Below are 24526 nucleotides of genomic sequence, written 5' to 3'. Positions count from 1 at the left end.
ACCTATAACAGTGCTTTCCGCCAACCTTTGACGAAAGCTTTATCTATAAGAAAGCTCTAAAAGCTTCTACAGGTAATGTCGGGTAAGAGGGAGAAAACGTCAGTGTTTTCGTGCGACAAATTACGACAGGTTTTGCTGCTATTCGTTCTACAATAAATGATAGAATTTATTCATATGGTGAACATGAAAGGAGAAAAAAATGGTGTTATTTGCGCTGATCGCGATTTTGCTCGTGGTTTTCTTTTCTTCAAGTATGATTGAGAAAAGAGTAAGGAGAATAGAAGAGCTCAATGCCCAGGCTGTTGAACTCTTAAAAGAAATAAAAGACAAAGATTTAAAGTAGTTAGGGGAGCCCTTCCCCTAACTTGATATTTTTGCTTCTTCAACTACTACGTCTCCCTCATTATCATTAGAAACTTCTCCTCAAAAAGTATAACGATTTCTTCCTAGTGAGTTGTAATTTTGCAAAATCCTCTATAGGTAAAATGATTAAATTAGCGCTATTACTATTTTGCGAGCTATGAAAAAAACAACTAATGTGATAGGAACTGGCATCATCGTGCGTACTACATAGAAACAGCACAGAAAGGAGTGGTGCCCATGCATGTGTCTGAAGTTAATCTTGTCGAACAGATCAAACGGAAAAATGAAGATAGCCTATCGTTTATTCTTCAGCAGTATGGCGCCCTAATCCACGGCATATTGCGAAAGTACCTTCATGGGAACCCGCAGGATATTGAAGAGTGCGTCAGTGACGTTCTCGTAGCCGTTTGGTTCCATATTGATTCGTACGATGCGGAGAAAAACGAGTTCCGGCAATGGGTGGCCGCGATTGCTAAATACCGTGCCATTGATCGTTTGCGAACATCAGAGAAAGAGAAAAGGCGGATTCAGGCTGTCAGCTCCCAAAAGAAAACAGAACAACATACAGCCTTTGTGCCAGAGCCTCCATTCGATATCCAACATATGCTGGATTCTTTATCTGACGTCGAGCGTGGAATTTTTCAAAAGTATTATGTGGAGGGCGTTCCCTCTGACGAAATTGCTTTTGACTATCAGGCGAAGCCGTCCTGGGTACACAACAAACTTTCACGAGGCAGGAAAAAACTGAAAACGATATTGCAAAGGAATGAGGGATAACATGTCGTTTTATAAGGATCTGAATGAGGTGAAGATGGATCTCCATGATTTAGAGGAGGCGCCTCTGACAAAAAAGGAGCACAAACGTATTCTCAAGCGGGCAACAGCATCGATCGGCTCTGGTCAACACCGTAAGCACTGGCTAGGCATTGGCGTCGCGGCGGCTGTTCTCGTCATCTCCCTTCCCCTTGCATCTACTGGCGTGTTGGCCAATATACCCATCATTGGTGATTTTGTTAAAACGTTTTACAGCTCTACAGAAGAGCACAACTTTTCCGCTTACAAAACAGCCATTGGGGAAACGGCCGAAAACGAGGCAGGTAAGGTGACGCTCCACGAAGTCTTGATGGACCACCGGGAATTATTCCTCAGTGCAACATTTGAGCCGGCTGATGGTTTTGATTACCGAAATCCAGGCATCCCGTCAGTCACCATCAATGGCAAGGATTACACCAATGCCGCAAGTATGCAGACCATCGAGCGCAATGCAGACATGTTTGCCACCATAGCTGTCCTTGGGTTTAACCAAGACATCATCGCTGATCCGTTGAATATAAACATTAGCTACAATCGTGATGGCCCAGGAGAAGTCGAGCAGCCATGGACCTTTGACATTACCGTCTCCCAGGACAATCTTGTCGCAGAAAAAACGGTGATCGATATCAACAAGACGGTCCCTCTGGAAAGCGGCGGCGAGGTGAACATTCAGAAAGTGGTGGCCACCCCGATCTCAACGAACGTGTATTTTGATCTGTCAGACGAAGCCACAGAGTCGCTCTGGATAGCTGTTCAGCTTGAAGATGGAACAGAGAAACGCGTATCAACTGCACGGACGAGCAACACCACTGGCGATATATCCAATGCACGATTCCACGGTGTTCCGGTGGACGAGGGGAACTTGAAACTTATTTTTTATGATCATAACAGGGACGTTATCGGATCGACGACCTTGGTGGAAAGTGGAGTACAGTCTGACGGATAAGGGGCAAACGTTCAATTCTCTCTTTGAGGAGATCTGTGAATGGGGAGATGGAAACAGAGAAGTTTAGATACAGAATAACAGACAAAAAATCGCCAGCACGGATTAAATCTGTGTGGCGATTTTGAGTAAGCGGTTAACTTGCTTCTTCTGTTATCGCGCTTACTCCTGCATCTGAATTCAAATAATGACGTCACAGACACCATGCCAGTGTCGAGTAAAGCGTCTACTTTTTCTATGTTTTCAAAAGGCCAGCAAATACTGGCTTATAGGCAGATGACAAAGGCTCGTGTTCTTCATTGCATTACCTTATCCGATTCTCATTGCTCAAAAGGGAAAAGCCTCGAAAGACAAACGATTTCATAGAGCTAACCTTTCAATTCTTCCCCTTCACAAACAAAAACGACCTTTTTAAGAATGAATTGTTTGCTTTGCGTCCTGCAAGAACTGACGCACCACTTGAATGTACTTCTCATTTTCTTCTGCCTGTGGGGAGTGGCCGCTGTTTTCAAATATGAAAAGCGTCCCATTCGGCACATGGGAGGCAATTTCTTCAGAACAGACAACGGGTGTAATCCAGTCGTGTCGACCTACCGTAATGAGCATTGGTTGCTGGATGTTCGGCAATTGACTCACGAGATTATAGTCTTTCTTGTTTACATGAAATGCATAGTTGTGGGTTTCATAATGATAGTAAATGCTGTTCACTCTTTGTTCTGCGATCGTCTCGTCAAAATTCACTGTATACAAAGGAAGAATGGCACGAAACATTTCCTTAAATTCTTCATTTGACGCGACTCTCCCGTCGAAAAGTCGATCTAGCATTTCCTCATTGATGCCAGGCAAGTTGCTATCGAGCGCTTTTTGAATGCTTAAGTCATTGTAGTCGTTGCTAGGCGCTGTGTCTCGCAAAAGAACCGTTCGTACTCTGTCTGGATAGCGTGTGACATATTCAAGTGTTAAAAACCCTCCATAAGAGCCTCCGAGCATATGAATCGTTTCATAGCCGAGGAAAGCTCTCATTGCATCAATATCAGCTGTCCATTGTTCATGTGTAAATGGGGGTACGTCTGCCGAGCGACCTGAGCCACGCATGTCCATAAACACAAGGCGGTACTCATCGCCTAACGCAGAAAAACTTGCTACATCGCCTCGGCAATCACCCATGCCTGGCCCACCGTGAATAAAGAAAATTGGTTCGCCGTCCTCTTGGCCATGAATCTCGTAATAAATTTCACACCCATTCAATGTTGTAAACATTATCGTTCCTCCTAGGTTGTAATCGCTTGAGAAGTTACACGTGTCCTTATTTTTGAATATGTCGTGGATCAAGGGCATCCCTCAGTCCATCTCCTAAAAAGTTGTACGCCAAGACCACCACAGTAATGGCAATGCCAGGCAAGACACCTAAAATAGGGGCTGTCCAAATATAGGCTTGTGCATCCTGCAGCATGTTGCCCCATGTCGCCGTCGGTGGCTGAATACCAAGACCTAAATAGCTGATGGCGCTCTCGGTTAGGATGGCCCAAGCAATTCCCAATGTGCTTGCAACAATAATGGAAGGAATAATTTGCGGAATGACATGCTTAACTAACGTCCACAGCGGTTTAGCGCCTAACGCAATCGACGCTTCAACAAATTCCTGTTGCTTCCATTTCAGTGTTTCACCGTATACGACACGCGCAATCTCCATCCAGGAACAAAGCGCGATAACGAGCACGACCATCCATGGGGTTTTTCCGAGAACTGTCAATGCGACGAGCGCGAAAAAGAAATTTGGAATCGACATCATGGCTTCTGTAAAGCGCATGAGGATGGCCTCAATCCATTTACCAAAAAAACCTGCACAAGCGCCAACAATCCCTCCAATGAGCACGGTGAAAACCATTGCTCCAGCACCAACAAGAAGTGTAATGCGCCCACCGTGCAGCATGCGACTGAACACATCACGCCCTAAGTCATCTGTGCCAAACGGGTGTGAGACAGACCATGAGGCCAGTGTGTTGGCAGGATTCGTCGCTTCAGGACTCATGGTCCATACAAACGGTCCGATAAAAACGACAACATGTATGAGAATTAAAAACCAGAGGGAGGCGTGGGCGGCTTTGTTCTTTCTAAGTCGCGTCCAGGCTCTGCGGTCTGGCTTTTTTTCGACAGTCGTCAGCATGACAGATGGTTCATTTGCCGTTTTTTGCATCTTCCTCCCGCCTTTCTTAAAAATTCTTGACGCGTGGATCAATTTTTGAATACACGATGTCGACGATAAAGTTTGTCAAAACGACAAGTAGGGTCACTACGATGGTCACGCCCATGACTAAGGTATAATCGCGACTGTTTGCCGCTTCCACAATTAAGCGTCCCATCCCTGGCCAGCCGAATACGGATTCTACAATCACAGCGCCCCCCAGCAGGCGAGGCACAAGGACACCTACAATGGAAACCACTGGAATTAGTGCGTTTCTCATGGCGTGCCAATAAATGACCACTGATTCTTTCACGCCTTTGGCACGGGCTGTACGAACGTAATTCTGTGAAATGACTTCAAGCATAGACGATCTCATAAAACGCACGATAGTCGGGAGAGTGGACGTAGATAGAATAATAACGGGCAAAATGAGATATTTAATTTGCTCCCATAAAGACACGCCTTCAGGTGGGACTCCAGAAGAGGGGAGCCATTGTAACGTGACAGAAAAAAGCAGAATAAGCATGATGGCTAACCAAAAGGAAGGGACAGAGAGACCAATGACAGCGATAAAATTGATCATATAATCACTCGCTCGATTCCGTTTCATCGCGGCAATAATCCCTAGGATCATTCCAATTACTACAGACACAATCAATGTTAGGATGGTCAGCTGTAAGGTGTGTGGAAAGCGCTCAGCAATCCGTTGTATCACAGGTTGTCCGGAGGATAAAGAATCTCCCAAATCGCCACGTACGGCATTGCCCAACCATTCACCATACCTGACAATGACAGGCTTATCGAGCCCAAGCTGTGCCGAAATCGCTTGTCGTTCCTCCTCGGTGGCGTCCATTCGCATCATCGACGACGGCCCGCCTGGTGCAAGATTAATAAGGAAAAAGGTGAGGATGGAAACGATGAAGACGAGAAGAATGCTCTGCCAAAAGCGCTGAAGCAAAAATGAAGCCATGTGGATGGATTCCTCCCTTCAAAAATATCTGATATACGGTAAATTTAGTAATATAGAAGGGCCTGACAAGGCCCTTCTATAAGCCGTAGTTTTTAAAAATTTGTCCTTCTGCAGGATTATTGTTTAATGCTCCACTCGTTAATATAATGCAATGTGCCGCCATAGTTGAGTTCTGGTACATTTTCAAGCTTATTGTTTATAACGACTAACTCTTGTGGGTACCAAAGATACTGGTAAGGCAATTGCTCTGCCATATAGGCCTGTAGTTCTTTGTAGACTTCGGCCCGCTTAGCTGGATCGCTCGTTTCTTGACCAAGTGTAAGCAAGCGGTCCATTTCCTCGTCCTTATAATTAGGAATGTTATTTCCTGTGTCTGCGTTCGAGGAATGGTATTGGGCATAGACATCAGGGTCGTCTGGGTACGTCCACCAGTTCATCATCATGTCATAATTACGTTCAACAACGTCCTTTTGAATCATTGAATTCCAATCCAATGTGACAAGTTCAACGTCCATCCCAACGGCTTTTAAATCCTGTTGAATAAGCTGTGCAATGGTTACTAAATCTCCTTGGACCGCGACGTCAAATTGAAAGGAGAGGGGTTCGCCATCTTTTTCAAAGACGCCATCGCTGTTCATGATGTATCCAATCTCTTCAAGCAACGCTTTTGCTTTTTCAGGATTATAGTCGTATTTGGCGACATCGTTTGTATAGTAGGTTTCAAGATTTGGTGTAATGGCGGCATCAGCAATCGTAGCGTATCCTTTTAGGATATTGTCAATAATGGCCTGGCGATTAATGGCATGCATGATCGCTTGGCGAAACTTCACGTCTTGGAACGTAGGGTTGTTTTGATTGACCGCCACCCAGTAATATTTCGTTACGTTCCGTGGTTCAACAGACAAATGAGCGACGTTTTGAAGACGTTCAAGTGAAGATGTGTCCTCGAGTGAGAAAATATCCAGCTCCTGCGTCATCGCTTGGGCAATGTGGGTATTTACATCCGCTAGAATTTTGTACGTGACCTTGTCAATATTTGGGCGACCTAGGAAGTAATCATCATTTGCGGTGAGTACAACGCTTTGGCCGGATGTATACGTTTCAACCTTGTAAGGACCTGTGCCAATTGGTGTTTCTTTGTTAAAGGCCGTATTGTTCCATACGTCGGTGCCTTCAAGCACATGCTGTGGCAAGATTTCTGCATTAAAGCCAAGGTAGGCAGGTAAGGAGGCCCATGGGCGGTTTAAATGAAACTCAACCGTTGCATCATCGACCTTCGTGACCTCATCAAGAGCACGGAAGTTTGAAGCTCCGTTTGCTCCTTTGCTTTCGTCTAGCACTAGTGTGTTAAACGTAAATACGACATCATCGGCAGTAAAGGCTTCTCCGTCATGCCACTTCACGTCGTCGCGCAGCTTGAACGTCCACGTTAAACCGTCTTCAGAAGCGCTCCATTCTGTCGCGAGGCTTGGTGCAGGGGCAGTGTCTTTTCCTGGCTTGGTGAGGCCAGAGAAAAGAATCCGGTTTACCACATTTGATTCTGCATACGCATTAGGGTGCCATGGGTTGAAAATTGGATCGCCAACAATAGGAATTGCAATTTCCCCGCCTTGTGAGGGCGACGAAGACGTCTCCTCAGAGGACGCATCATCCGTTGGTGCGTCGCTCTGAGAACTGTTGTTGCCTCCACATGCAGCTAACAGCAGAAGCAGCATTGTAAAGAGTACTGATAGAATGGTAGATTTTTTCATTGATTATTCCCCTTTTTTGAGTTGTTTTATTTAACCCAAGTATCTTTTAAGACCCTAAGAATATTTTGCCCCATGACTTTGCGAATATCTTCACGAGTGTATTCATGGTCAACCAACCAACGAACAACGTTAATGTAAGCTTCAGAGGGGTTTTCTACGCCTTCCACATAGGCAACTTCATCAAATGCTTGTCCTTTGTGTGAGTCTCCAATCGAAAGCTGGTTTGCGAACGCGTGATGAAGCCCAACATGGTCGCCGTAGAGTGTATCTAGACCGAAGGAGACGTGATCAATGCCACAAAGCTTGACGCAATGCTCAAAATGCTCCATCACCGATTCCAGATTATGTTCAATGTGCTTTTCCGTCAGTGTCGTGTGCGGGGCTGCCTCGATGCCGATGACGCCACCACGTTCTGCGCATGCTTTTAGAATGTTGTCTGGCTTCATGCGGTTGGTGTTCCAAAGGGCTCTCGCTCCAACGTGGGTAATGAAGATCGGTTTACTGCTCGCTTCAATGGTGTCTAAAGCGGTGCGGTCATTACAGTGCGATACATCAATTGTCATGCCAAGCTTATTCATTCGTTCAACGACCTTGTGGCCAAACTTGGTGAGACCAAAGGTAGGGTCTTCCTTCAACCCACCACCTAATGAGTTTCCTTCAGAGTAGGCAATGCCCATTACGCGCACGCCTAACCCATAAAGGACATCGACGCGATCAATCTCGTTTTCAATTTGCGTTGCGGATTCTAGTGATGTGACAAAGGCAATTTTTCCTTCTTTCTTCGCTCGTTCAATATCTTCTAGCGTATGCGCTCGAACGACCATGTCCTGGTGGGCAAAGTCACTATAGCGGATGCCGAGGTCATGGATGACGTCGTTCCATTTCCACCCTGCCTGAGAAGTAATAAGAGCCGTACCATCCATAAAGTTTTCAAAAACGACATCAAGACCAGACACACTTAATCCTTCATAGCCCGTCCAATCTCTCCCTTGACGTCTAAATTCGAAAATCTGATTGACGTCCTCTGGGCAGACAAATGTATGCTCGTGAAGAGAAATGATGTATTCCTCTTCCAAAATGGCTTGAACCTCTTGTTCCTGTGAATCATTCACAGGGTAGTTGAAAGGTTCAACACGATTGATTTCCTTTGCGAGAGGATAAGGTTTGTAATCTTTTCCTGATTCTAAATATTGGAATGATTTGTATCCGTTGTACGCTTTTTTCTTCATTTTTTTCTCTCTCCTTTTAATGGTCTTGGATAGGATAATGACAGGCAACAAGACGATCTTGACCAAATGCTTTTAAGCTCGGCGCCTCCGTTTTGCAAGTGTCTGTCGCGATGGGGCAACGTGTGTGAAAGCGACAGCCTGACGGAGGGTTGGCTGGAGAAGGAATCTCTCCCTTAAGCAGAATTCGCTTTTTTCGTTTGTAGGGATTCGGGTTCGGGTTGGTGTCAATTAACGCCTTTGTGTAGGGGTGAGCGGGTGTCTCATACAATGCATCAGTAGGACCGACCTCCACCAGTTGCCCTAAATACATCACGCCGACCCTATCAGAGATATGTCTGACAACATTTAATCCGTGTGCGATAAATAAGTACGTCAAGCCTAAATCTTGTTGGAGATCCTTGAGCAGATTAATGACCTGTGCCTGCACAGAAACATCGAGAGCAGAGACTGCTTCGTCGGCGACAATAAAATCAGGCTGTAGAGCAATCGCTCGAGCAATGCCTACGCGCTGCCGCTGACCACCTGAAAACTCATGAGGGTAAGCGTGCTTACGCTGTGGGTCTAGTCCCACTCTCTGCAGAAGGTCGTCAATCTTGTTATCCAAGGCTTGTCCCTTGAGCATTTGGTGGATTTGAAACGGTTCTGCAATAATGTCACGAATGGTGAATCGTGGATCTAATGAAGCAAAAGGATCTTGAAAGATGATTTGCATATGCTTACGAATCGCTCGTAGTTGTTGAGCATTTGCGTTATGAATAGGCTGACCTTTGAACTGTACAGTGCCACTTGTCAATGCTTGGAGCTGTAACAGCACCCTGCCTAACGTTGATTTGCCTGAACCCGATTCACCGACTAAGCCAAAGGTTTCTCCTTTACGAATCGTCAATGATACATCATCCACGGCACGAACATGACCAACGGTTTTTTTGAGCACACCTTTTTTAATAGGAAAGTACTTTTTAATATTTGTAGCCTCAAGCAACACCGTTGATTCACTCATCCTGTACCACCTCCTTTTTGGTCTTCGTCAAAGAATTTTGATGATCAACGATGTCATGATGAAAACAGGCAACCTTGCGTCCTTCACTAAGTGTCACTAATGGCGGGGAAGAACGAACACACTGTTCCGTCGCATAAGGACAACGCGGGTGAAAACGGCAGCCCTCAGGCAGATTCGCTAACGATGGAATGGTCCCAGGGATAGATGGAAGCGACGGTTTTCTTTCGCCATCCACGACGGGTACAGATTCGAACAATCCAACGGTATAGGGATGCTTTGGTTGTTCAAAGATGTCAAACACATCACCTTCTTCAACGATTGTTCCGGCGTACATCACGACAATACGATCAGAGATCTCTGCAGCAACCCCAATGTCGTGTGTAATGAGGATCATCGACATACCTGTCGTTTCTTTTAATTCTGCCAATAGGTGCAAAATTTGCGATTGAATGGTAACGTCCAAGGCTGTCGTAGGCTCATCAGCGATCAGTAATTGCGGATTTGAAGCAAGTGCAATGGCAATCATGACACGCTGTCTCATCCCTCCTGAAAGTTCATGAGGAAATTGTTTCACACGGATATGAGGCTCAGAGATGCCGACCTGTTGAAGCAACTCCACCGCCTTAGCCCATGACTCAGATTTGGAAAGACGCTTGTTTTGTAAACGGAGTGACTCAACAATTTGTTTTCCGACAGAGAAGACAGGGTTTAGTGCGGTCATCGGCTCTTGAAAGATCATTGACATTTGATTTCCTCGAATTTTTCGCATGCTGTCTTGGCTTTTGGTTGAGAGTGACTCTCCATTAAACTCAATATCTCCACCCAATAGCACACCATTTTCATAGTCGATGAGGCGCATAATAGACATCGAAGTCACGCTTTTTCCACTACCAGACTCCCCAACAATACAGAGGGTTTGGCCTTTATGAACCTCGAACGATACATCTTCTATCGCTTTAACAACGCCTTGATCTGATTGAAAACCAACAGAGAGTTCGTGAACCTTTAAAAGTGGGTTCAATCTTTTTCCTCCTTTCAGTTGAATATTATGACTATTTAACTTTTGCTAAGAGACTCCAAGTCATCTTAGAAGATGACCGGAGTAATTACACATAATAATTTGGTTTCTTTGTCTAGAGGATTCTCCCCATAGTGAGGGATCGTCGAAGGGAAATGAATAGATTCTCCTTTTTTAAGGTAGTATTCCTTGTCGTCAAGCGTATAGATCATGGCTCCCTCAAGGACGTAATAAAATTCTTCTCCAGGATGTGTAAATGTGTTTGTCTTTTTTTGATGAGGCTTCATGATAATTTCAAAGGGTGCGAGGGATCGATTAGTAAATTCCCCGTTTAATCGAATGTACTCTGATTCAAAGCCTTTGATCTGAAATGGTTTCTTCTGAGATTGTCTCATTACGTAGTTGTACCGATCCTGTTCCTCAAAAAAGTAGCCTATGTTCACTTCAAAAGCTTCTGCTATTTTTTGTAGTGAATGAATTGCAAGGGAGGAGGACCCTCGTTCAATTTGAGAAAGAAAGCTGACAGACAAAGAGGTCCGATCACTTAAATCCTTTAACGTCATCTTGTTCCTTTGTCTGAGATCACGTATTTTTCTGTATATTTGGTCCATCTACTTCGCTCCCGTTTTGAGATAAATTACACTAATACTGTAATAATTTTATCTATACTGGATTATCGGTTATGTTAGCATAATTTTTGTGCAATGAACATAATTTTTTTAAAATATTTTTGATAAAGCATGATAAAAGGACTATTTAATTCCTTTACAAGAGATAAATAGATGTTTTCATACAAGCTGTTTTTCAAGAATAAAGTAGAAGGAGCTCTGAAGGTGAAATGAAAGGGGGACCTCGCCATTCGCAGCGCAAAACCGCATTTCGCGTCTGTTTTTTTACAGCGTATTTTAAATGTGATGTTGTTTATTTTAGGGTTAATCCTGTCGCTTTTTTTGATTCGAAAGACGTTGTTTCTCATCGACAGTCTGCTTGTACAAAATGAAATCGTCTCCTATTATTATTTGGTGGAAGGTATTGTTGTTTATTTTTTATTTTTTGAGTTTATTACGCTTATCGTGCAATATTTTAAGTCTGATTTTCATTTCCCATTGCGCTATTTTATCTATATTGGCATCACCGCCATTGTTCGTTTAATCATCATTAACCACGAGGAACCAGAGACAACGTTGCTTTATACGCTTTCCATCCTGACGCTTTCTTTGTCGCTGCTAGTGACCTCGATTGTGACGGAGAGGAAGAGTGATTGACTGAGACTTGTGTGAACGAGGACTGTTGACTCATACAGAAGTTCATTGAGATGGAGGGCTGTTTAACGTTTTGACTGTGCGGAATGGGGGACAAACTGTGCGGTTAAGATGAGCCTTATTTTAGGAACAATTATAGCGGGAGGCCATTGCACGGAACGAAAAACAAAGAACGTACCCTCGGGCACGTTCTTTGCGTATTTCATAGATTTATTATTGATTGCTGAGCCATGTCGAAAGCATTGTGGCCATTTCCGCTCGCGTTAGCGTTGCTCCTGGGGCGAAGGAACCGGCCCCTTTGCCTTGGATCAGACGGAGGGAGGAGGCCTGTGTGACAGCGTCCTTTGCCCACCCAGATACAGATGCGCTGTCTGTAAAGGAAGCAGGTGGTCCAGCGTCCCACGTGTCGCCTTGAAGCTCAAGGGCACGGACGATCATGACGACGGCTTCTTCGCGGGTAATGACGTCATCAGGGCGGAACTGCCCGTTATAGCCTTCCACAATTGAAGCATTGGCCATCGCCTGAATGGCGCCAGCTGCATAATGATCGTTCGGCACATCGGCAAACGAGATCGATGTGTCTGTGTCTGAGTTCACATCGAGCATTCGGCCGATGAAGAGGGCCATGTCCGCACGTGTTAGGTTATTTTCTGGCACAAAGGCATTGGCTTGGATGCCTTTTGCAATATGCTTGGCAGCGACATGACGGACGGCGTCTCTTGACCAATGCGACGTAATGTCTTCAAATGGGGCGTGATAAAGCGCCAACCCATACGTCCCATCTTGATCAACCGTTGCTGTAGCAGGTTGATCATTAATCTTTCCGTTCAGGTAGGTTTGTTCTGTGCCACTCATCCGATAGACACCAGCCAACTTTTGCTGCTGTGGCGTAAGGCTGTGTGAAAGCTCCAATGTCACCGGTGCGTTCCATGCATTGGGCTCGCCATCAATCTCTAGTCCAACAGTGACCGCTGATCCTATAGGTTCAACGATGGCTGTTCCTGCTGCGTTTTCCGTTTGAATCACAAGGGTTGCGGCTCCCTCTGCATTTCCCCAAGCCTCCTGTGGAATGGTCAATTGCACAGAACCGGTTGTCCAGGTGGAAGAGGGCAGGTTTTGCAAGTCTTGCAGAGCTTCTTGGTCAATGTCGACACGCTGCTCGCCGTCTGCTTGCGCTGAAAGAACGATGGTGACAGCTTCGTTCGCTTCGGCGAAAGCGTCAGACGGCAATTCAAGAGTTCCATCTGCATTCACGTTGAGGTGCAGTTCGTCACCGACCCATGAGCCTTCATTTTGCTCGTCTTCGGAATCGTTAGAGGACCCGGATTCTTGGTTCTCGTCGTCATTGTCTTGCTTGTCCTCATCCTTATCGTCGTCGTTTTCATCATTTTCGTTATCTTGCTGGTTGTCCTCGTCGTCTCCTTGGTCATCCTCGTCATCGTCCTCAGGAGGCGTTCCAGTTCCTGCGGTCGTGAAGGTCATGAGCTCAGAGCGCGTTGAACCTCCGAAGTCGTCCTGCAACGTGGCGTACCAGCTGTAGGTCGTTCCAGCTTTAGTGTCCCATGCTGCTTCCGCAGAGGTTCCACTTGCCACTTCTTGAACGTCGTCAATCGCCTCTGTGCTGTAAATGTTCACGGCAAAGCTATCCGTTGCAACGCGTTTATCCTGTGGCTGCAAATCCATTTCAATCTTAAATTCGTCTTTAGTGCCGTGTTCATCTGTGTCGTAAAAGTTGTAATCATCCATGTAAGGCGAGTACGTGTTGACATAAATTTGATTCGTTTCCTTATCGATATGAAGCAAACGCATGTAGCCTTGGCCACCTTCAGGACCGCCTTGATAATCGGCGAGCATTTGGTAGACGCGGCGATCAGGCTCTCCATCTCCATCATCATCAATCGCGTCAACAAGTGTTTCGCTGTCATGATAATGCCCTGATAAAACCGCAACGACATTCGGGTTTGGCTTGACGACCGCTTCGAAAATGTCATCGCCAATCCCACTGCGATTGCCAGACACAAGCAAGTACTCATGGAAATTCAAGATGGCGGTGCGGTTTGGATAACGTGCTAACACCTCGTTCATCCAGTCCATGCCTTCCTCATCAACACCCCAACCCATATACATCATGATGAAGTCATTGCCTTCTGCGGAAATCAAATCATAATGCCCACGGTTGTCTTTGTATGATCCCCCATAAGTGTGCTGATCCTCAAAGCGATCTTTGCCAAAATAGGAGCTATAGATCGTGTAATCATTGTTGCGCTGGCCAACGTCATGATTGCCGGCAAGCACGCCGTAAGGAATGTCTGCTTCTTCAAGAACGCTCATGCTTTTGTCAGCAACGTCCCATTGGTAGGGTTGGTCAACTTCATCGACGATATCGCCGGTGTGGAACACATAGCGGATGTCCATTGCTTCCTTGTTGTCTCGAATCCACTCTACCTGACTCTCATAGATGTATGGATATGACTCAGAGTAGTACTGTGTATCACTCATCCAAACGAAAGTATAGTCATAGTCAGCAGGGGTCGGAATTTCGTCCTGCACCATGAGTTGGATCGTATTGTTCGCAACAAACTCGCGGCCAACTTCAGCTTTTAATTGAAAAAGCTTAGTGCTGTCGGCCACATGCTCTTTCAGGTGAATCCATCGTTCTGTCGATGGGTTCCAGGCGTACATCGTTACTTTTCTGCCTTTTAACGTTGCCCCATCCCAGACCGCTTCCACCGTATCCGTTTGGGCAAGCGGTTTTTCAAGCGTAATATCAAACCGGTGATAAGGGAACGTACCAGTCGTATCAGAAACGAGCATTTTGCCGTCTACTTCAGACAATAAGGCAATGTCATCGCTGCTCATCGCCTCCTGTTCAGAAGGTGTCATTGTCGTTGGTGGCTCCGTGGCTGTGGCTCCTTTTGAAAACTGAATGGTGTCAGAGAACGCATCATGAGTGCGCCCTTCAAAAAACTGGACATCGAGTTCGTCCCCAGTCGGGTCAGTCACTGTGATGTTCAGTGGCGTGCCAGGCTGAACATTCGTTGCCCCATCCTCAGGTGAGAAGGACAAAGGCTGGTCTGGATGTTCAGCCACTGTCGTAAAGGTGGTTGTTTTTTCAGCAGTATTCCCGGCATGATCTGTGGCGGTAATCGCAAGCGTGTGTTCCCCTGGCGTCAGTACTGCCGAGGAGGTATCGTAAGGCAAATTGATCGTCTCGCCATCCAGTGTCACGGTTTTTTCAGCTACCTGTGAGCCGGAATCTTCAATCGTCGCATCGATAACAAAGCTGCCTTTATACGCCTCTGTTCCGAGAGTAGGGGTGATGGAAGGCGCTGTGTTATCGACGATCACTGTCACCTCAGACGCGTTCGTTCCATGTGAAACAGTGATTTTATGCTCGCCATCCGCGACGTTGGCTGTGTCCCACTTGTAGGCTTTTGCGGCAAAGTGTTCGGAAGGAATGTCGAAACTAAGATCGACAGACTGAATAGCCGTGGCCCCATCACCAACACTGATGTCTTCTTGTGGCTCGCCGTAGGTCGGATCTCTGAATGTCTCTCCACTGGACAGAATTAAACGAATGTTACGGACGAGAAAATCATCGCGGTTTTCTTCAACCACGTCCTCAAAAGGCGTTTCTTTGTTTCCGGCCTTAATCGATAGCTTGTCATTCATTCCACTTTGAAAAAGCGAAGGGTCAATGGGCACAAGCAGGTTTTCGTACGCATTAACGGAATCGGAAAACGTGTAAAGAATGTCTTTATTGTCAAAGGTGACCGCATTTTTAAAGTACATGTTCGTGTTTTTAATATCAAAAGACAAATAGGCTTCCTTTTCAAGTGCTGCGAACGTTTCTGTAGTGATTGGTGTCCCGTCGATTGCAAGGGTGACGTCATTTGCAGACGCGCCGTTGGCAGCTCCTTTGATTAAGGTTTCGCCCCGTACAAACGCATTGTTTTCCAAATTAAGGCGAACGTCTTGCGTTGGGGTTGTGCCTTCTACAGAAATGGTTTTCTCGTTTGTTCGAAAGGTGTTCGTCCCATCCGTTGCTTCAATCGAATACGTGAATTTTTCTGCGCCAATCATCACAGCGGCAGGGATTGTGTGTGTGTAAATGTTTGGCTCGCCACTATGGCGAAGTGTGATCGATTGTACATCCTCTGGCCCCGACGTTGAATAGACGAGGGTCACCTTTTCGACCATTTGGTTGTCCTCGACGGTGGCTTTGATGATAAGATCCGCTGGCTCGGTTAATGTCTCCTGACTCGTTTGGTCTTGAATGGTTGGCTCTTCGTTATCCTGTAGCCATGTCTTATTCGTCCCAGGCACTTGACCAGGAAGAACCTCTCCAGGCGAGGCGTCTTCCTCTCCTGCTGACATTTTTTGTTGCTGAATGCTATCACCAAATGGATACATGAAAAGTATGCCTTTGTTGGCAGCTGTATCGTCATGATCCGTATCATTATAAAAGGCTTGATTGAGCTCTAGCCCAGATTTGGTGGCGACGACAAGTCCTCGTGCACCACTGTTGGCCATACCGCCAGATTCAATGGTGAACAGATTTTCACCAAGTGTTAATGAGCTGCCGTAATTGCTGTTGAACTCGTCCGCTGTCGTTTCTTGGTTATGGCCATTTTTAATCCAAAACACGACTGCTTCGCCAGAGGGAATGATGATGTTTTCTTCCTCTGCATCCCACATCAAGTCTGAAGCGGGACCATTGTTTGGATATCGGTACTGCAGGCGATAGTTCGTAAAGGGAAGGTCGGTGTCTGTTGTATTGTATACCTCGATGTATTCATACCCATCGGCCCCGCTGACATTTGCTGAATCAGGCACCACCTCGGTAATAAGGAAGGGGGAGAGTGATTGCACATCAACGTCTGGCAGGCTTACGTCGACGGAAAAGTCTTCTGTTGATTCGGTCGTGTTTCTTTTTATGGCTTGGATTTTATAAGAGAGTTTCCCAGTCCAGAGCCATTCCATCGGCAATGTCGCCCCATAGTGGTTGGCTCCGTCTGTATTTTCCATCGCCATCGTGTGCGTGGAGTGTTCTGTTGTAACAACGATCTGTACACGATCTGCGCCTTGAACCATTGCTTCTAAAGTCGCCTGATCATAGGCGAGTGAGCTAGGAGCATTATGCTCAATGGTCATTGAAGCATTCTCGTTGTCAATTGGCGCCACACGTGTTGACGGGACTTGATTATTTTGGAGTACTCCAGGTGTAGAGTCACCAGGGCCCACTTTCGTCATTACAGTGCCTGAGTTCGGATAATGGTAGACGATACTTTTGCCTGCCTCATCAGCATCACCGTCAATGTAACTGGCCGATACGAGGACATCGCCCGCTGCGTTTTCAATCGAAAGCTCACGTTCGGCAGCGTTCGCCATACCGTCTGCTTCAATTTGGAACAACTGAGCGTCTGAAAGGTCTGTCCCATAATGCCCATTAAAATCAGCATTCGTTAAATCTTGATTTCCGCTGTTTTTAATCCATATGACGATGGTTTCTCCTGGCGCAATCATCGCATTTTGCGTTAATGACCAGTTCTGAGACGGCTTATCTTCTGGGTAGTTGTAGTGTAGAGTGAAGCCGGAAAAGTCGACGCTCTCTGACTGATTGTTGGCGATCTCAATAAATTCATATCCATCAGAACCATTCACATTTTCTGAATTTGGAAGTAGCTCTGTTATGTAAAAGGGAGGTTGAGACTCGAGATCCGCTTCATCTTCATTAAGCGCGTCTTCCACAGGTGTGCTGTTATCGGTATCTGGTTTCGGTTGCTCCGCAGTGTCTTCTTCTACTGGTGGTGCGGAACTTTCTTCCTCATTATTGGCTGGAGTGACAGGGACTTCATGCCAGCTATCAGCAGCTGTTGGAAACCGGTAGGCGCTCTCGGATGACATGGCTTCAATTGAATAGAACAGCGTATCGATGTCTTGGAGTTCTTCAGGTGTGAACGTCGTTTTGTACGTTCCATTCCCTTGGTCTTCCATCATCTTTTGATTGATTGTATTCGTTGCTGTTTTGTACAATAAGACGATGTTCTCAAGCTGTTCAGAAGAGATGGAAGCAGAAATCGTCGTCTCTTCATTCGCTAGAATAGTGGTGGGTGGCGTATGCTGGAATGGGCTCTGTTCCACCTCTGTTTGTACGCTGGTGTTGGTTTCAGTTGTGGTGTCGTTTGCATGAACTGTTGGCGAAAGTGGATAAGAAAGCGTTCCTGAAATGACAAGCATTCCGGCAAGGGCAGCAGAGGGCCATTTTCGATGATTAAATGTTGGCATGCATAATCTCCTTTTGTACTGTAATACGTTTATCTTATAAAGTAATTGTAAGCGGAGTATAAACGGTTTGTTACAAAATCATGAAGATAGAGTGGAATAGAGGGAATGGCTGGGGCTAATGAATCATACGATGAATAGAATCCTTGTTGCATCTCCTTTTTCGGTGCTCATCATAGCAGAAGGAAATCTCGTTTTCGATGACGACGCTGAATCCGCCTAAAGATGGAGAGACTTCTGCAGCGACTTTATATATGATGGAACGGACGTGCGTTGAAGGACGCTTACGAAGTGTTCAAGAGGACGATCTGACGAATGGAAGTCACCAAGTGCTTCACCGTCGTGGACGAGCCGTAAGCTGCGGACTTCCCTTCGCGGTCACATTTAATTTCTTCATAAGCCTCTTGATTGCGCAGAATTGATCGTATAAATTGAAGTAAACAAGCTGTACATAAGTAAGTGAACGATAGAGGAGGATATAAGACGCATGGACATGCTAACGCTGCTTAAGGCCATTATATTAGGGGTTGTAGAAGGGTTAACCGAGTTCGCTCCCGTTTCCTCCACAGGTCACATGATTATCGTGGACGACCTATGGTTGAAATCAAAAGTGTTTCTAACAGAGCCGGTGGCCAACACCTTTAAGGTTGTGATTCAATTAGGATCCATCCTGGCCGTTGTCATTATTTTTTGGCGGCGTTTTCTGGAGCTACTGCATATCGGGCATGTGAAACGGGACAACCCGAACCCGGCGAAACGACTGAAATTAACGCATGTGATTGTAGGCTTGATTCCAGCTGGTGTGCTCGGTCTCTTGTTCGAGGATTACATTGACGAGTATTTGTTTTCAACCGAGACGGTGCTTATTGGACTTGTGCTTGGGGCGATCCTGATGATTGCGGCAGACCGTTTTGGTCCGAAGCATCCGCCGATAGATTCTGTGGATGGCATTACGTATCGCCAAGCGCTAACCATTGGTTTAATTCAATGTATGGCACTTTGGCCTGGGTTTTCGCGATCAGGTTCAACGATATCTGGCGGGGTGCTTCTTGGTCTCAGTCATCGCGCGGCTGCGGATTTCACCTTTATTATGGCAGTCCCTATAATGTGTGGTGCAAGTTTGCTTTCATTGATTAAAAACTGGGAGTACTTTACCCCAGAAGTGATGCCGTTTTTTATTGTTGGGTTTATCGCGGCCTTTATTGTCGCGCTCGTCTCGATCAAATTTTTCTTGAAGCTAATTAATCGCATCAAACTAGTGCCATTTGCCATTTACCGAATCGTACTTGCGACAATCATATTCCTCGTCATCTATCTTTAATCCTTGGTAGTATAAGGGTAGTAATGGAAAAGAGAGGGGAATTGATCGCATGACGTTATTCGGCATCAGTACGTGGAGTCTCCATCGTTGCTTAGGACCTTTGCGATGGACGGTATGGAACGAAGAAAGTCAGTCCCATGACGTGAAGGTTGAGCCGCAGGAGGAAGAGGTGACACTGCTTGAGCTCCCGGCACACTTGGCGAGAGAAGGATACGGTGTTTTGGAAATATGTCACTTTCATATTCCTGATACGTCAGAGACCTATCTGTTAAAGCTAAAGTTGGCAATTGAAACAGCAGGATTGGACCTGCATACCATTCTTGTGGACTATGGCGATCTAGCCACTCCCGATGCCAAAAGGCGAGAGGCGGATATTGAGTTGATTGCGAGGTGGATTGATGTTGCCTCTATTGTAGGAGCGACAGCTGTTCGAGTTGTTGCGGGAGAGCAGCCTGCTACTGCGGAGACACAAGCGCGAAGTATCGCTGGCTTGCGTCAGTTGTCGGAGTATGGAGCTGAGCGAGGCGTAAAGGTTGTGACCGAAAACTTTAAGCAGCTTACCGACACCGTTGCTCATTGGGAGAGTATCGTGGAGAAGCTTGATGGTGAGCCTCGTACGATCGTTGACTTTGGCAACCTATCGGCAGAGGAGCGACTCGCAGGTGTATCCTATGGCTCTTCTCATGCCCATTCGTTCCACGTGAAACCTCCTTACCACGAGGATGGTACGATCAATGCGTCAGAACTGAAGGCCATGCTTCATGCCATAGAGAACGAGGCACCACTCATTGTGATCAACGCCGAGCCTGGAGATATGTGGGAAGGCTGTCGGTCCATTAAGCATGTCATAGAGAAATTACGATAATAAAAGCTTCCTCGTACGTAGAGCGTTCACGTACGAAGAAGCTTTTTTTTGTGCTTATTCCCCAAACATTGGCGTGACATCAAGGTCAGGTTGATGAACTACCTGGCTAGCTTGGATGCCGGTTGGTGGGGAAGGGATGGTGCCTTTATAGTACAGCGTGCCATGAACGACCATTGAAGGCTGATATTCTGAAGTAATCGAGCCTTGGATGTAAGCGTCCTTACCTATGACAGTTCGTCCTTCTTGTGGAAGGAGATAATTACTGCGAACAATGAACCGACCGCCAATATGCACGCGGGAGGCATATTTGTTTGTAAAGGTTCCTTCATTCAAAAGATCATGACCAACCGTTAAGTGCACTTGATTGCCTTTGAACGTCGTATGTCCCTTGATGTGCAGCGTTTCTTTCACATTGAGGTTGGCATTAAAATCAGCCGTTACATGACCGTCAAACATAGCCTTCTTTTCGACGGTCGTTACGGTGGAGTTGCCCAAATGCCCATCCTTCCTGACATGCAGCTCCTCGCCGACAGATAAAGTACTCTGGTGCAAAGTGACGAGATCGCCTTCAACAAGAAGGTTTCCTAGCACGGAAAGCTTTGCAGCCACAGGCAAGGTAAGCGTCCCTTCCACTTTCATTGATTTTGTCGCCTGAATGTTCCGGTCGTGCCCGACATTTGCATTGCCTCGCACTAACCAACAACCGCCTGTTTGGAACAATGCAGATTGTCCGTTTTCAGGAAGAACCACAGTGCCACTGGCAATACTGCCTTTTGCAATGAGGGAAGAGCCGGATTTCATCGTTAAAGATCCGTTGATGATCAAGGTTCCTTGAATGTTTGTTTTCGTGCTTTCATCCAGAACTGTTGCCCCTTCAACAATCAGAGGCCCGTTTACGGTCACTTTTGCAGCGAAGCGATGATGTAAGCCGCCACCTATTTTCCATGGTCCGGTGCTGACGATGTTTTCATTGCTAACGGTGACCGAACCCCCAGTATATACGCCACTGCTAGTTGTCAGCCTTGATCTGTAATTCGTATTCAAATCTTTTTCGACGAGCAGCTGCCCATTTACGATGTTTAGGTGAGCCTCTTGTCCAATGTTAAGTGCTTTGACACGCACATTTCCTGCCGAGACAGTGGTGGATTGCTGGTAACCAAGTGACAACGTTCCATCCCTGCTACATGACGCCCCTGATGGGATAATGCTTTGTTCACCTGGCAAGCAAACAACAAAAGCTTCCATGGCGTCAGGAGATGGGATGAGTGGGTCGTTTTGCTTCAATGCCTCATTTTCACAAAATGTGTCATTCTCTGGCGGTTCTGGTTCAATAGGAGGATTTGGTCCCCCTGGCTCTTCAGGCTCTCCAGGTGGGTCAGGCTCCACGGGCTCTTCAGGTTTTGGAGGAGCGCCTGTTTTCGCAGTAAACGTACGATCAGTGAGTAGGATAGGTAGATCTTGCCGAAGGAGGCGAATCTTCACTACCCCTGGCTCCTCAAAGGCCATTGCCTCGACACCGTCCATCACAACGCTCTCAGATCCAGCCGTTGAGGCGATGATGACTGTTCCGTCGAGGGTGTACGTCCGTGTTTTTCCATTTGCGAAGGAAAGGCGAAGCACATCCTTTTGAAACGAAAGGGACGATGCTCCTTGCACATCCTGCCGCAGCTGCTCCAATCCAGATTCTTGATTCAATCGCAAACTTGAACCAGCTTTTTCATTTTCAGAGAAGACAAGACTCGTAGATAAAAGGTTGTACGCGATGAGAGAAACCACGCCGGCGATGGCCATGCCAACGAGCACCTCCAATAGTGTCATCCCACGGCTAGATGCCAGCCGATTAATCATGTCGTTCCCACCTTTGCAGCGTTAATTCTGTGATGATGTCGTCCTCCGACACCGTTGCTAGTAAAACAGCTTCAACCTCATAGTTTAGCTCGTCGCTCACCGCATTGGACAAGATGGTTACCGTGTCGGCGTCACGCGTGCAGCGTACGTTTAATTGGAAATCTTTCGGAGCGTAAACGTCCTCAGGCAAGGCACAATTTGGCTCATTCGCAAGCGCCGGTTCAAAAAACAATAGGGCCAATGTCTGTTCAATTCCTGCCTCAGCAGCATACTGGCCTTGTAGCTGCTCCTGCACCGTGGTATGACCTCTGTATTCATTCACTACAAAAAAAGAAAACAACCCAATGGCCATAGTTGCAAGCATAATGGTCAGCAATACCGTGATGAGCGCAAACCCTTCCTCACGATGCATCTTGAAGCCCTCCTTCTTCTGGCAGCGCGGTGAGTAGCACTGTTTCAAACTCAACCACGCGCTGTGATAGGGAGGTTTTTATATCATGTGGTTCGATAGACACGCGTACCTTCGTAAGTCGCTCATTTAGCTGTGAGGTACAGATGCGAATGACGTATTCCTTGTCGACGCTCGATTTCGGTGTCTGACAGGCCTCTATCGTTTCAGCTGGAAAGTCACGTTGCTCTCCGTACAACACAAGGTCTCTTTTTGCACGAATGGCTTCCAATTCACTTTGGGCAAGGTGGACTGCCTCCATCCGGTCCTCATTTTTTTTCACAAGTGAGACGCCATTGCCTAGGAGCGAAAACAAGAGAAACCCTGTCCCTACAAGCAATGCCGTCGCTAACAAAACCTCAATTAGTGTAAAGCCTTCTTCGCTTTTGTGCATTCTACTGCATCCTCCACCAAGTTTTATATATTCAAGAGAGTAGATAGTAGTATACAATACGACCTAGGCAATATTATACAACTAAAGACGCAGAAATTTCCTGTTTTTTATGAATTATAGGGTAAAAAGTCCTTTTATATAAACAAATAAAGGAGAAGGTGACACCGAATGTTGGCGAAAAAAAGAATTGGGGATGTGCTTATTGAGGCCGGTTTGATTACGGAAACACAATTGTCACAGGCATTAGAAGGAAAACGCGAAGAGCAAAAGTTAGGGGATGCGTTTGTTGAGCGGCGTTGGATTACAGAGGAACAGTTGCTTGATGCGCTAGAAGTGCAGATGAAGATACCGCGTGTTGACTTGTTTTCACATTACATCGCGCCTCACGTCATCCGGATGGTCCCCAAAGGATTTGCCCAGAAGAATCTAGTCATTCCCGTTGAGCAAAACGGTGCGGTATTGCGTGTAGCGATGCATGATCCGCTTGATTATTTTGTCATCGAGGATCTGAGAATGCTGACAGGCTTTCAAATTCAACCGGCGTTAGCAAAATCGAATGAGCTTCGCCAAGCTCTTGCCAGACACTATCATTTTGACGAGTCAGCAGAGTCTACTGATGGGGTCCATATAGAGGACGTCCAAACGAACACAAGTGTTCCAGAGGAAGATGCCCCGATTATCCGCTTGGTGAATCAGATGATCCAGCTCGCCATTGACGAAGAAGCCAGTGACATCCACCTCGACCCGGGACCTCACCATGTGGTCATGCGCTACCGAGTTGACGGGCTGTTAAAAACGATTCGCACCGTCCCTGGACAGATGCAAAACGCCCTAACGGCCAGACTCAAAATTATGGCGCAGCTTGATATTACCGAGACAAGGCTACCCCAGGATGGACGTATTCAAAACTATTCAATGTTTCCAGGAACTGATTTTCGCTTATCGGTGCTGCCAACTGTCAACGGCGAAAAAATCGTGATCCGTATCCTTCACCGTCACAACGACATTGCCCATCTTGACAAGCTTAGCTTAAGCCCGAGTCATCTAGATAAATTCAAGACATTGCTCGAACAGCCAAATGGCTTTGTGCTAGTGACAGGGCCAACTGGCGCTGGGAAATCGTCAACGCTGTATGCCAGCCTTCAGCACCTGCTGTCGGACGAGGTGAATGTCGTAACGATTGAAGATCCTGTCGAGTATCAGCTGCAAGGGGTGAATCAGGTGCAGGTGAATGCCGCCGTTGGCTTAACGTTTGCCAGAGGGTTGCGGACGGTGCTGCGTCAGGACCCAAACATCGTGATGGTCGGGGAAATTCGTGATCAAGAAACAGCTGAGATTGCAACAAGAGCAGCGTTGACGGGACATCTCGTGCTGAGCACTCTGCATACAAATAGTGCTGTTGCGGCGATTCCGAGATTAATTGATATGGGCATTGAGCCTTATCTCGTCGTCTCATCTTTATCAGGTGTGATGGCCCAACGTCTCGTTCGACGAATTTGTACGCATTGCAAGGAATCGTATGAAGGCTCCAGCATGGACAATGAGCTGATGCAAACGCATGGCATCACATGCACCACCTTCTCTCGAGGACGTGGTTGCACGTACTGTGGCGGAACGGGTTATAAAGGGCGTATTGCGGTGCACGAGCTGCTCGTCATTGATGATAGAGCAAGAGAAATGATGATGAATCATGCGTCGGTGCCTGACATTCGTGCCTATGCAAGGTCCCAGGGCATGTGTTCCTTGCTTGAGGATGGTTTAGACAAAGTCCGGCAAGGCGTAACAACGGTAAGTGAAATTCTACGAGTAACAAGTACGATCTAAGGAAGGT

The 24526-nt window shown here is 46.5% G+C and carries 21 protein-coding genes; 9 read left to right on the top strand and 12 right to left on the bottom strand.

Features of this window, described 5'->3' with window-relative positions; all coding sequences use genetic code 11:
* Window positions 1-199: 199 nt before the first annotated feature.
* From EV213_RS20785 to EV213_RS21345, 4 genes are all read left to right on the top strand, one after another.
* On the top strand, window positions 200-343 hold the full coding sequence (locus EV213_RS20785; RefSeq protein WP_208112753.1) for a hypothetical protein: 144 nt from the start codon (window positions 200-202) through the stop codon (window positions 341-343).
* Window positions 344-600: 257 nt separating this feature from the next.
* Window positions 601-1140, top strand: a complete 540-nt coding sequence (locus EV213_RS12495) for a sigma-70 family RNA polymerase sigma factor (RefSeq protein WP_133580883.1) — start codon at window positions 601-603, stop codon at window positions 1138-1140.
* A 1-nt stretch (window position 1141) separates the two neighbouring features.
* Window positions 1142-2122 (top strand): DUF4179 domain-containing protein, encoded by a 981-nt coding sequence (locus EV213_RS12490; RefSeq protein WP_166639296.1) that lies wholly within the window; start codon window positions 1142-1144, stop codon window positions 2120-2122.
* On the top strand, window positions 2100-2189 hold the full coding sequence (locus tag EV213_RS21345; RefSeq protein ID WP_166639295.1) for a winged helix-turn-helix transcriptional regulator: 90 nt from the start codon (window positions 2100-2102) through the stop codon (window positions 2187-2189). Before EV213_RS12490 ends, EV213_RS21345 begins: the two co-directional genes overlap by 23 nt.
* A gap of 341 nt (window positions 2190-2530) precedes the next feature.
* Here EV213_RS21345 and EV213_RS12480 read toward each other — a convergent pair whose 3' ends face one another.
* The 8 genes from EV213_RS12480 to EV213_RS12445 form a co-directional block, all read right to left on the bottom strand.
* Window positions 2531-3379: an alpha/beta fold hydrolase gene (locus tag EV213_RS12480; protein ID WP_133580880.1), complete on the bottom strand. Its 849-nt coding sequence runs from the start codon at window positions 3377-3379 to the stop codon at window positions 2531-2533.
* Window positions 3380-3425: 46 nt separating this feature from the next.
* Entirely contained in the window at window positions 3426-4316 is an 891-nt protein-coding gene (locus tag EV213_RS12475) for an ABC transporter permease (protein ID WP_133580879.1), read from the bottom strand.
* A 16-nt stretch (window positions 4317-4332) separates the two neighbouring features.
* Entirely contained in the window at window positions 4333-5274 is a 942-nt protein-coding gene (locus EV213_RS12470; protein WP_133580878.1) for an ABC transporter permease, read from the bottom strand.
* Between the two features lie 116 nt (window positions 5275-5390).
* Window positions 5391-7025, bottom strand: a complete 1635-nt coding sequence (locus tag EV213_RS12465) for an ABC transporter substrate-binding protein (protein WP_243740086.1) — start codon at window positions 7023-7025, stop codon at window positions 5391-5393.
* Window positions 7026-7051: 26 nt separating this feature from the next.
* The gene (locus EV213_RS12460; protein ID WP_133580877.1) at window positions 7052-8254 is read right to left on the bottom strand and encodes a dipeptidase; all 1203 of its coding nucleotides are present in this window, start codon (window positions 8252-8254) and stop codon (window positions 7052-7054) included.
* Between the two features lie 16 nt (window positions 8255-8270).
* Window positions 8271-9254 carry an ABC transporter ATP-binding protein gene (locus EV213_RS12455; protein ID WP_133580876.1) on the bottom strand — a complete coding sequence of 328 codons (984 nt, stop codon included), beginning with the start codon at window positions 9252-9254 and terminating at the stop codon, window positions 8271-8273.
* Window positions 9247-10275: an ABC transporter ATP-binding protein gene (locus tag EV213_RS12450; protein WP_133580875.1), complete on the bottom strand. Its 1029-nt coding sequence runs from the start codon at window positions 10273-10275 to the stop codon at window positions 9247-9249. Before EV213_RS12450 ends, EV213_RS12455 begins: the two co-directional genes overlap by 8 nt.
* 65 nt (window positions 10276-10340) lie before the next feature.
* Entirely contained in the window at window positions 10341-10883 is a 543-nt protein-coding gene (locus EV213_RS12445) for a helix-turn-helix domain-containing protein (protein WP_133580874.1), read from the bottom strand.
* Window positions 10884-11129: 246 nt separating this feature from the next.
* On the opposite strand from EV213_RS12445, the gene psiE reads away from it, so the two are divergent.
* Window positions 11130-11537, top strand: coding sequence for a phosphate-starvation-inducible protein PsiE (gene psiE, locus EV213_RS12440; RefSeq protein WP_279512764.1), 408 nt, complete (start codon window positions 11130-11132; stop codon window positions 11535-11537).
* Window positions 11538-11747: 210 nt separating this feature from the next.
* On the opposite strand, the gene EV213_RS12435 is transcribed toward psiE, so the two are convergent.
* Window positions 11748-17822, bottom strand: a complete 6075-nt coding sequence (locus EV213_RS12435) for an S-layer homology domain-containing protein (RefSeq protein WP_133580873.1) — start codon at window positions 17820-17822, stop codon at window positions 11748-11750.
* Window positions 17823-18019: 197 nt separating this feature from the next.
* Between EV213_RS12435 and EV213_RS12430 the strand changes: the two genes are divergently transcribed.
* The 3 genes from EV213_RS12430 (at window position 18020) to EV213_RS12420 (ending at window position 20005) form a co-directional block, all read left to right on the top strand.
* On the top strand, window positions 18020-18241 hold the full coding sequence (locus EV213_RS12430; RefSeq protein WP_133580872.1) for a hypothetical protein: 222 nt from the start codon (window positions 18020-18022) through the stop codon (window positions 18239-18241).
* A 65-nt stretch (window positions 18242-18306) separates the two neighbouring features.
* Complete coding sequence (locus EV213_RS12425; protein ID WP_133580871.1) at window positions 18307-19140, top strand: undecaprenyl-diphosphate phosphatase; 834 nt, start codon at window positions 18307-18309, stop codon at window positions 19138-19140.
* Between the two features lie 49 nt (window positions 19141-19189).
* Entirely contained in the window at window positions 19190-20005 is an 816-nt protein-coding gene (locus tag EV213_RS12420; protein ID WP_133580870.1) for a sugar phosphate isomerase/epimerase family protein, read from the top strand.
* A gap of 54 nt (window positions 20006-20059) precedes the next feature.
* On the opposite strand, the gene EV213_RS12415 is transcribed toward EV213_RS12420, so the two are convergent.
* From EV213_RS12415 to EV213_RS12405, 3 genes are read right to left on the bottom strand one after another with little or no spacing between them, the layout of a single operon-like run.
* On the bottom strand, window positions 20060-21853 hold the full coding sequence (locus EV213_RS12415) for a prepilin-type N-terminal cleavage/methylation domain-containing protein (protein WP_133580869.1): 1794 nt from the start codon (window positions 21851-21853) through the stop codon (window positions 20060-20062).
* Entirely contained in the window at window positions 21846-22265 is a 420-nt protein-coding gene (locus EV213_RS12410; RefSeq protein ID WP_133580868.1) for a hypothetical protein, read from the bottom strand. The genes EV213_RS12415 and EV213_RS12410 overlap by 8 nt, the downstream gene beginning before the upstream one ends.
* A complete protein-coding gene (locus EV213_RS12405) occupies window positions 22255-22695 on the bottom strand; it encodes a type IV pilus modification PilV family protein (RefSeq protein WP_133580867.1) in 441 nt (146 codons plus the stop codon). The genes EV213_RS12410 and EV213_RS12405 overlap by 11 nt, the downstream gene beginning before the upstream one ends.
* Window positions 22696-22863: 168 nt before the next feature.
* Here EV213_RS12405 and EV213_RS12400 point away from each other — a divergent pair, with 168 nt between their 5' ends.
* The gene (locus EV213_RS12400; RefSeq protein ID WP_133580866.1) at window positions 22864-24519 is read left to right on the top strand and encodes a GspE/PulE family protein; all 1656 of its coding nucleotides are present in this window, start codon (window positions 22864-22866) and stop codon (window positions 24517-24519) included.
* Window positions 24520-24526 lie beyond the last annotated feature (7 nt).

This window comes from Aureibacillus halotolerans, assembly GCF_004363045.1.
In the GTDB taxonomy this organism is placed as follows: domain Bacteria; phylum Bacillota; class Bacilli; order Bacillales; family DSM-28697; genus Aureibacillus; species Aureibacillus halotolerans.
Note: the sequence above shows the minus strand (reverse complement) of the source record. Positions and strands in the feature narration are given on the sequence as shown.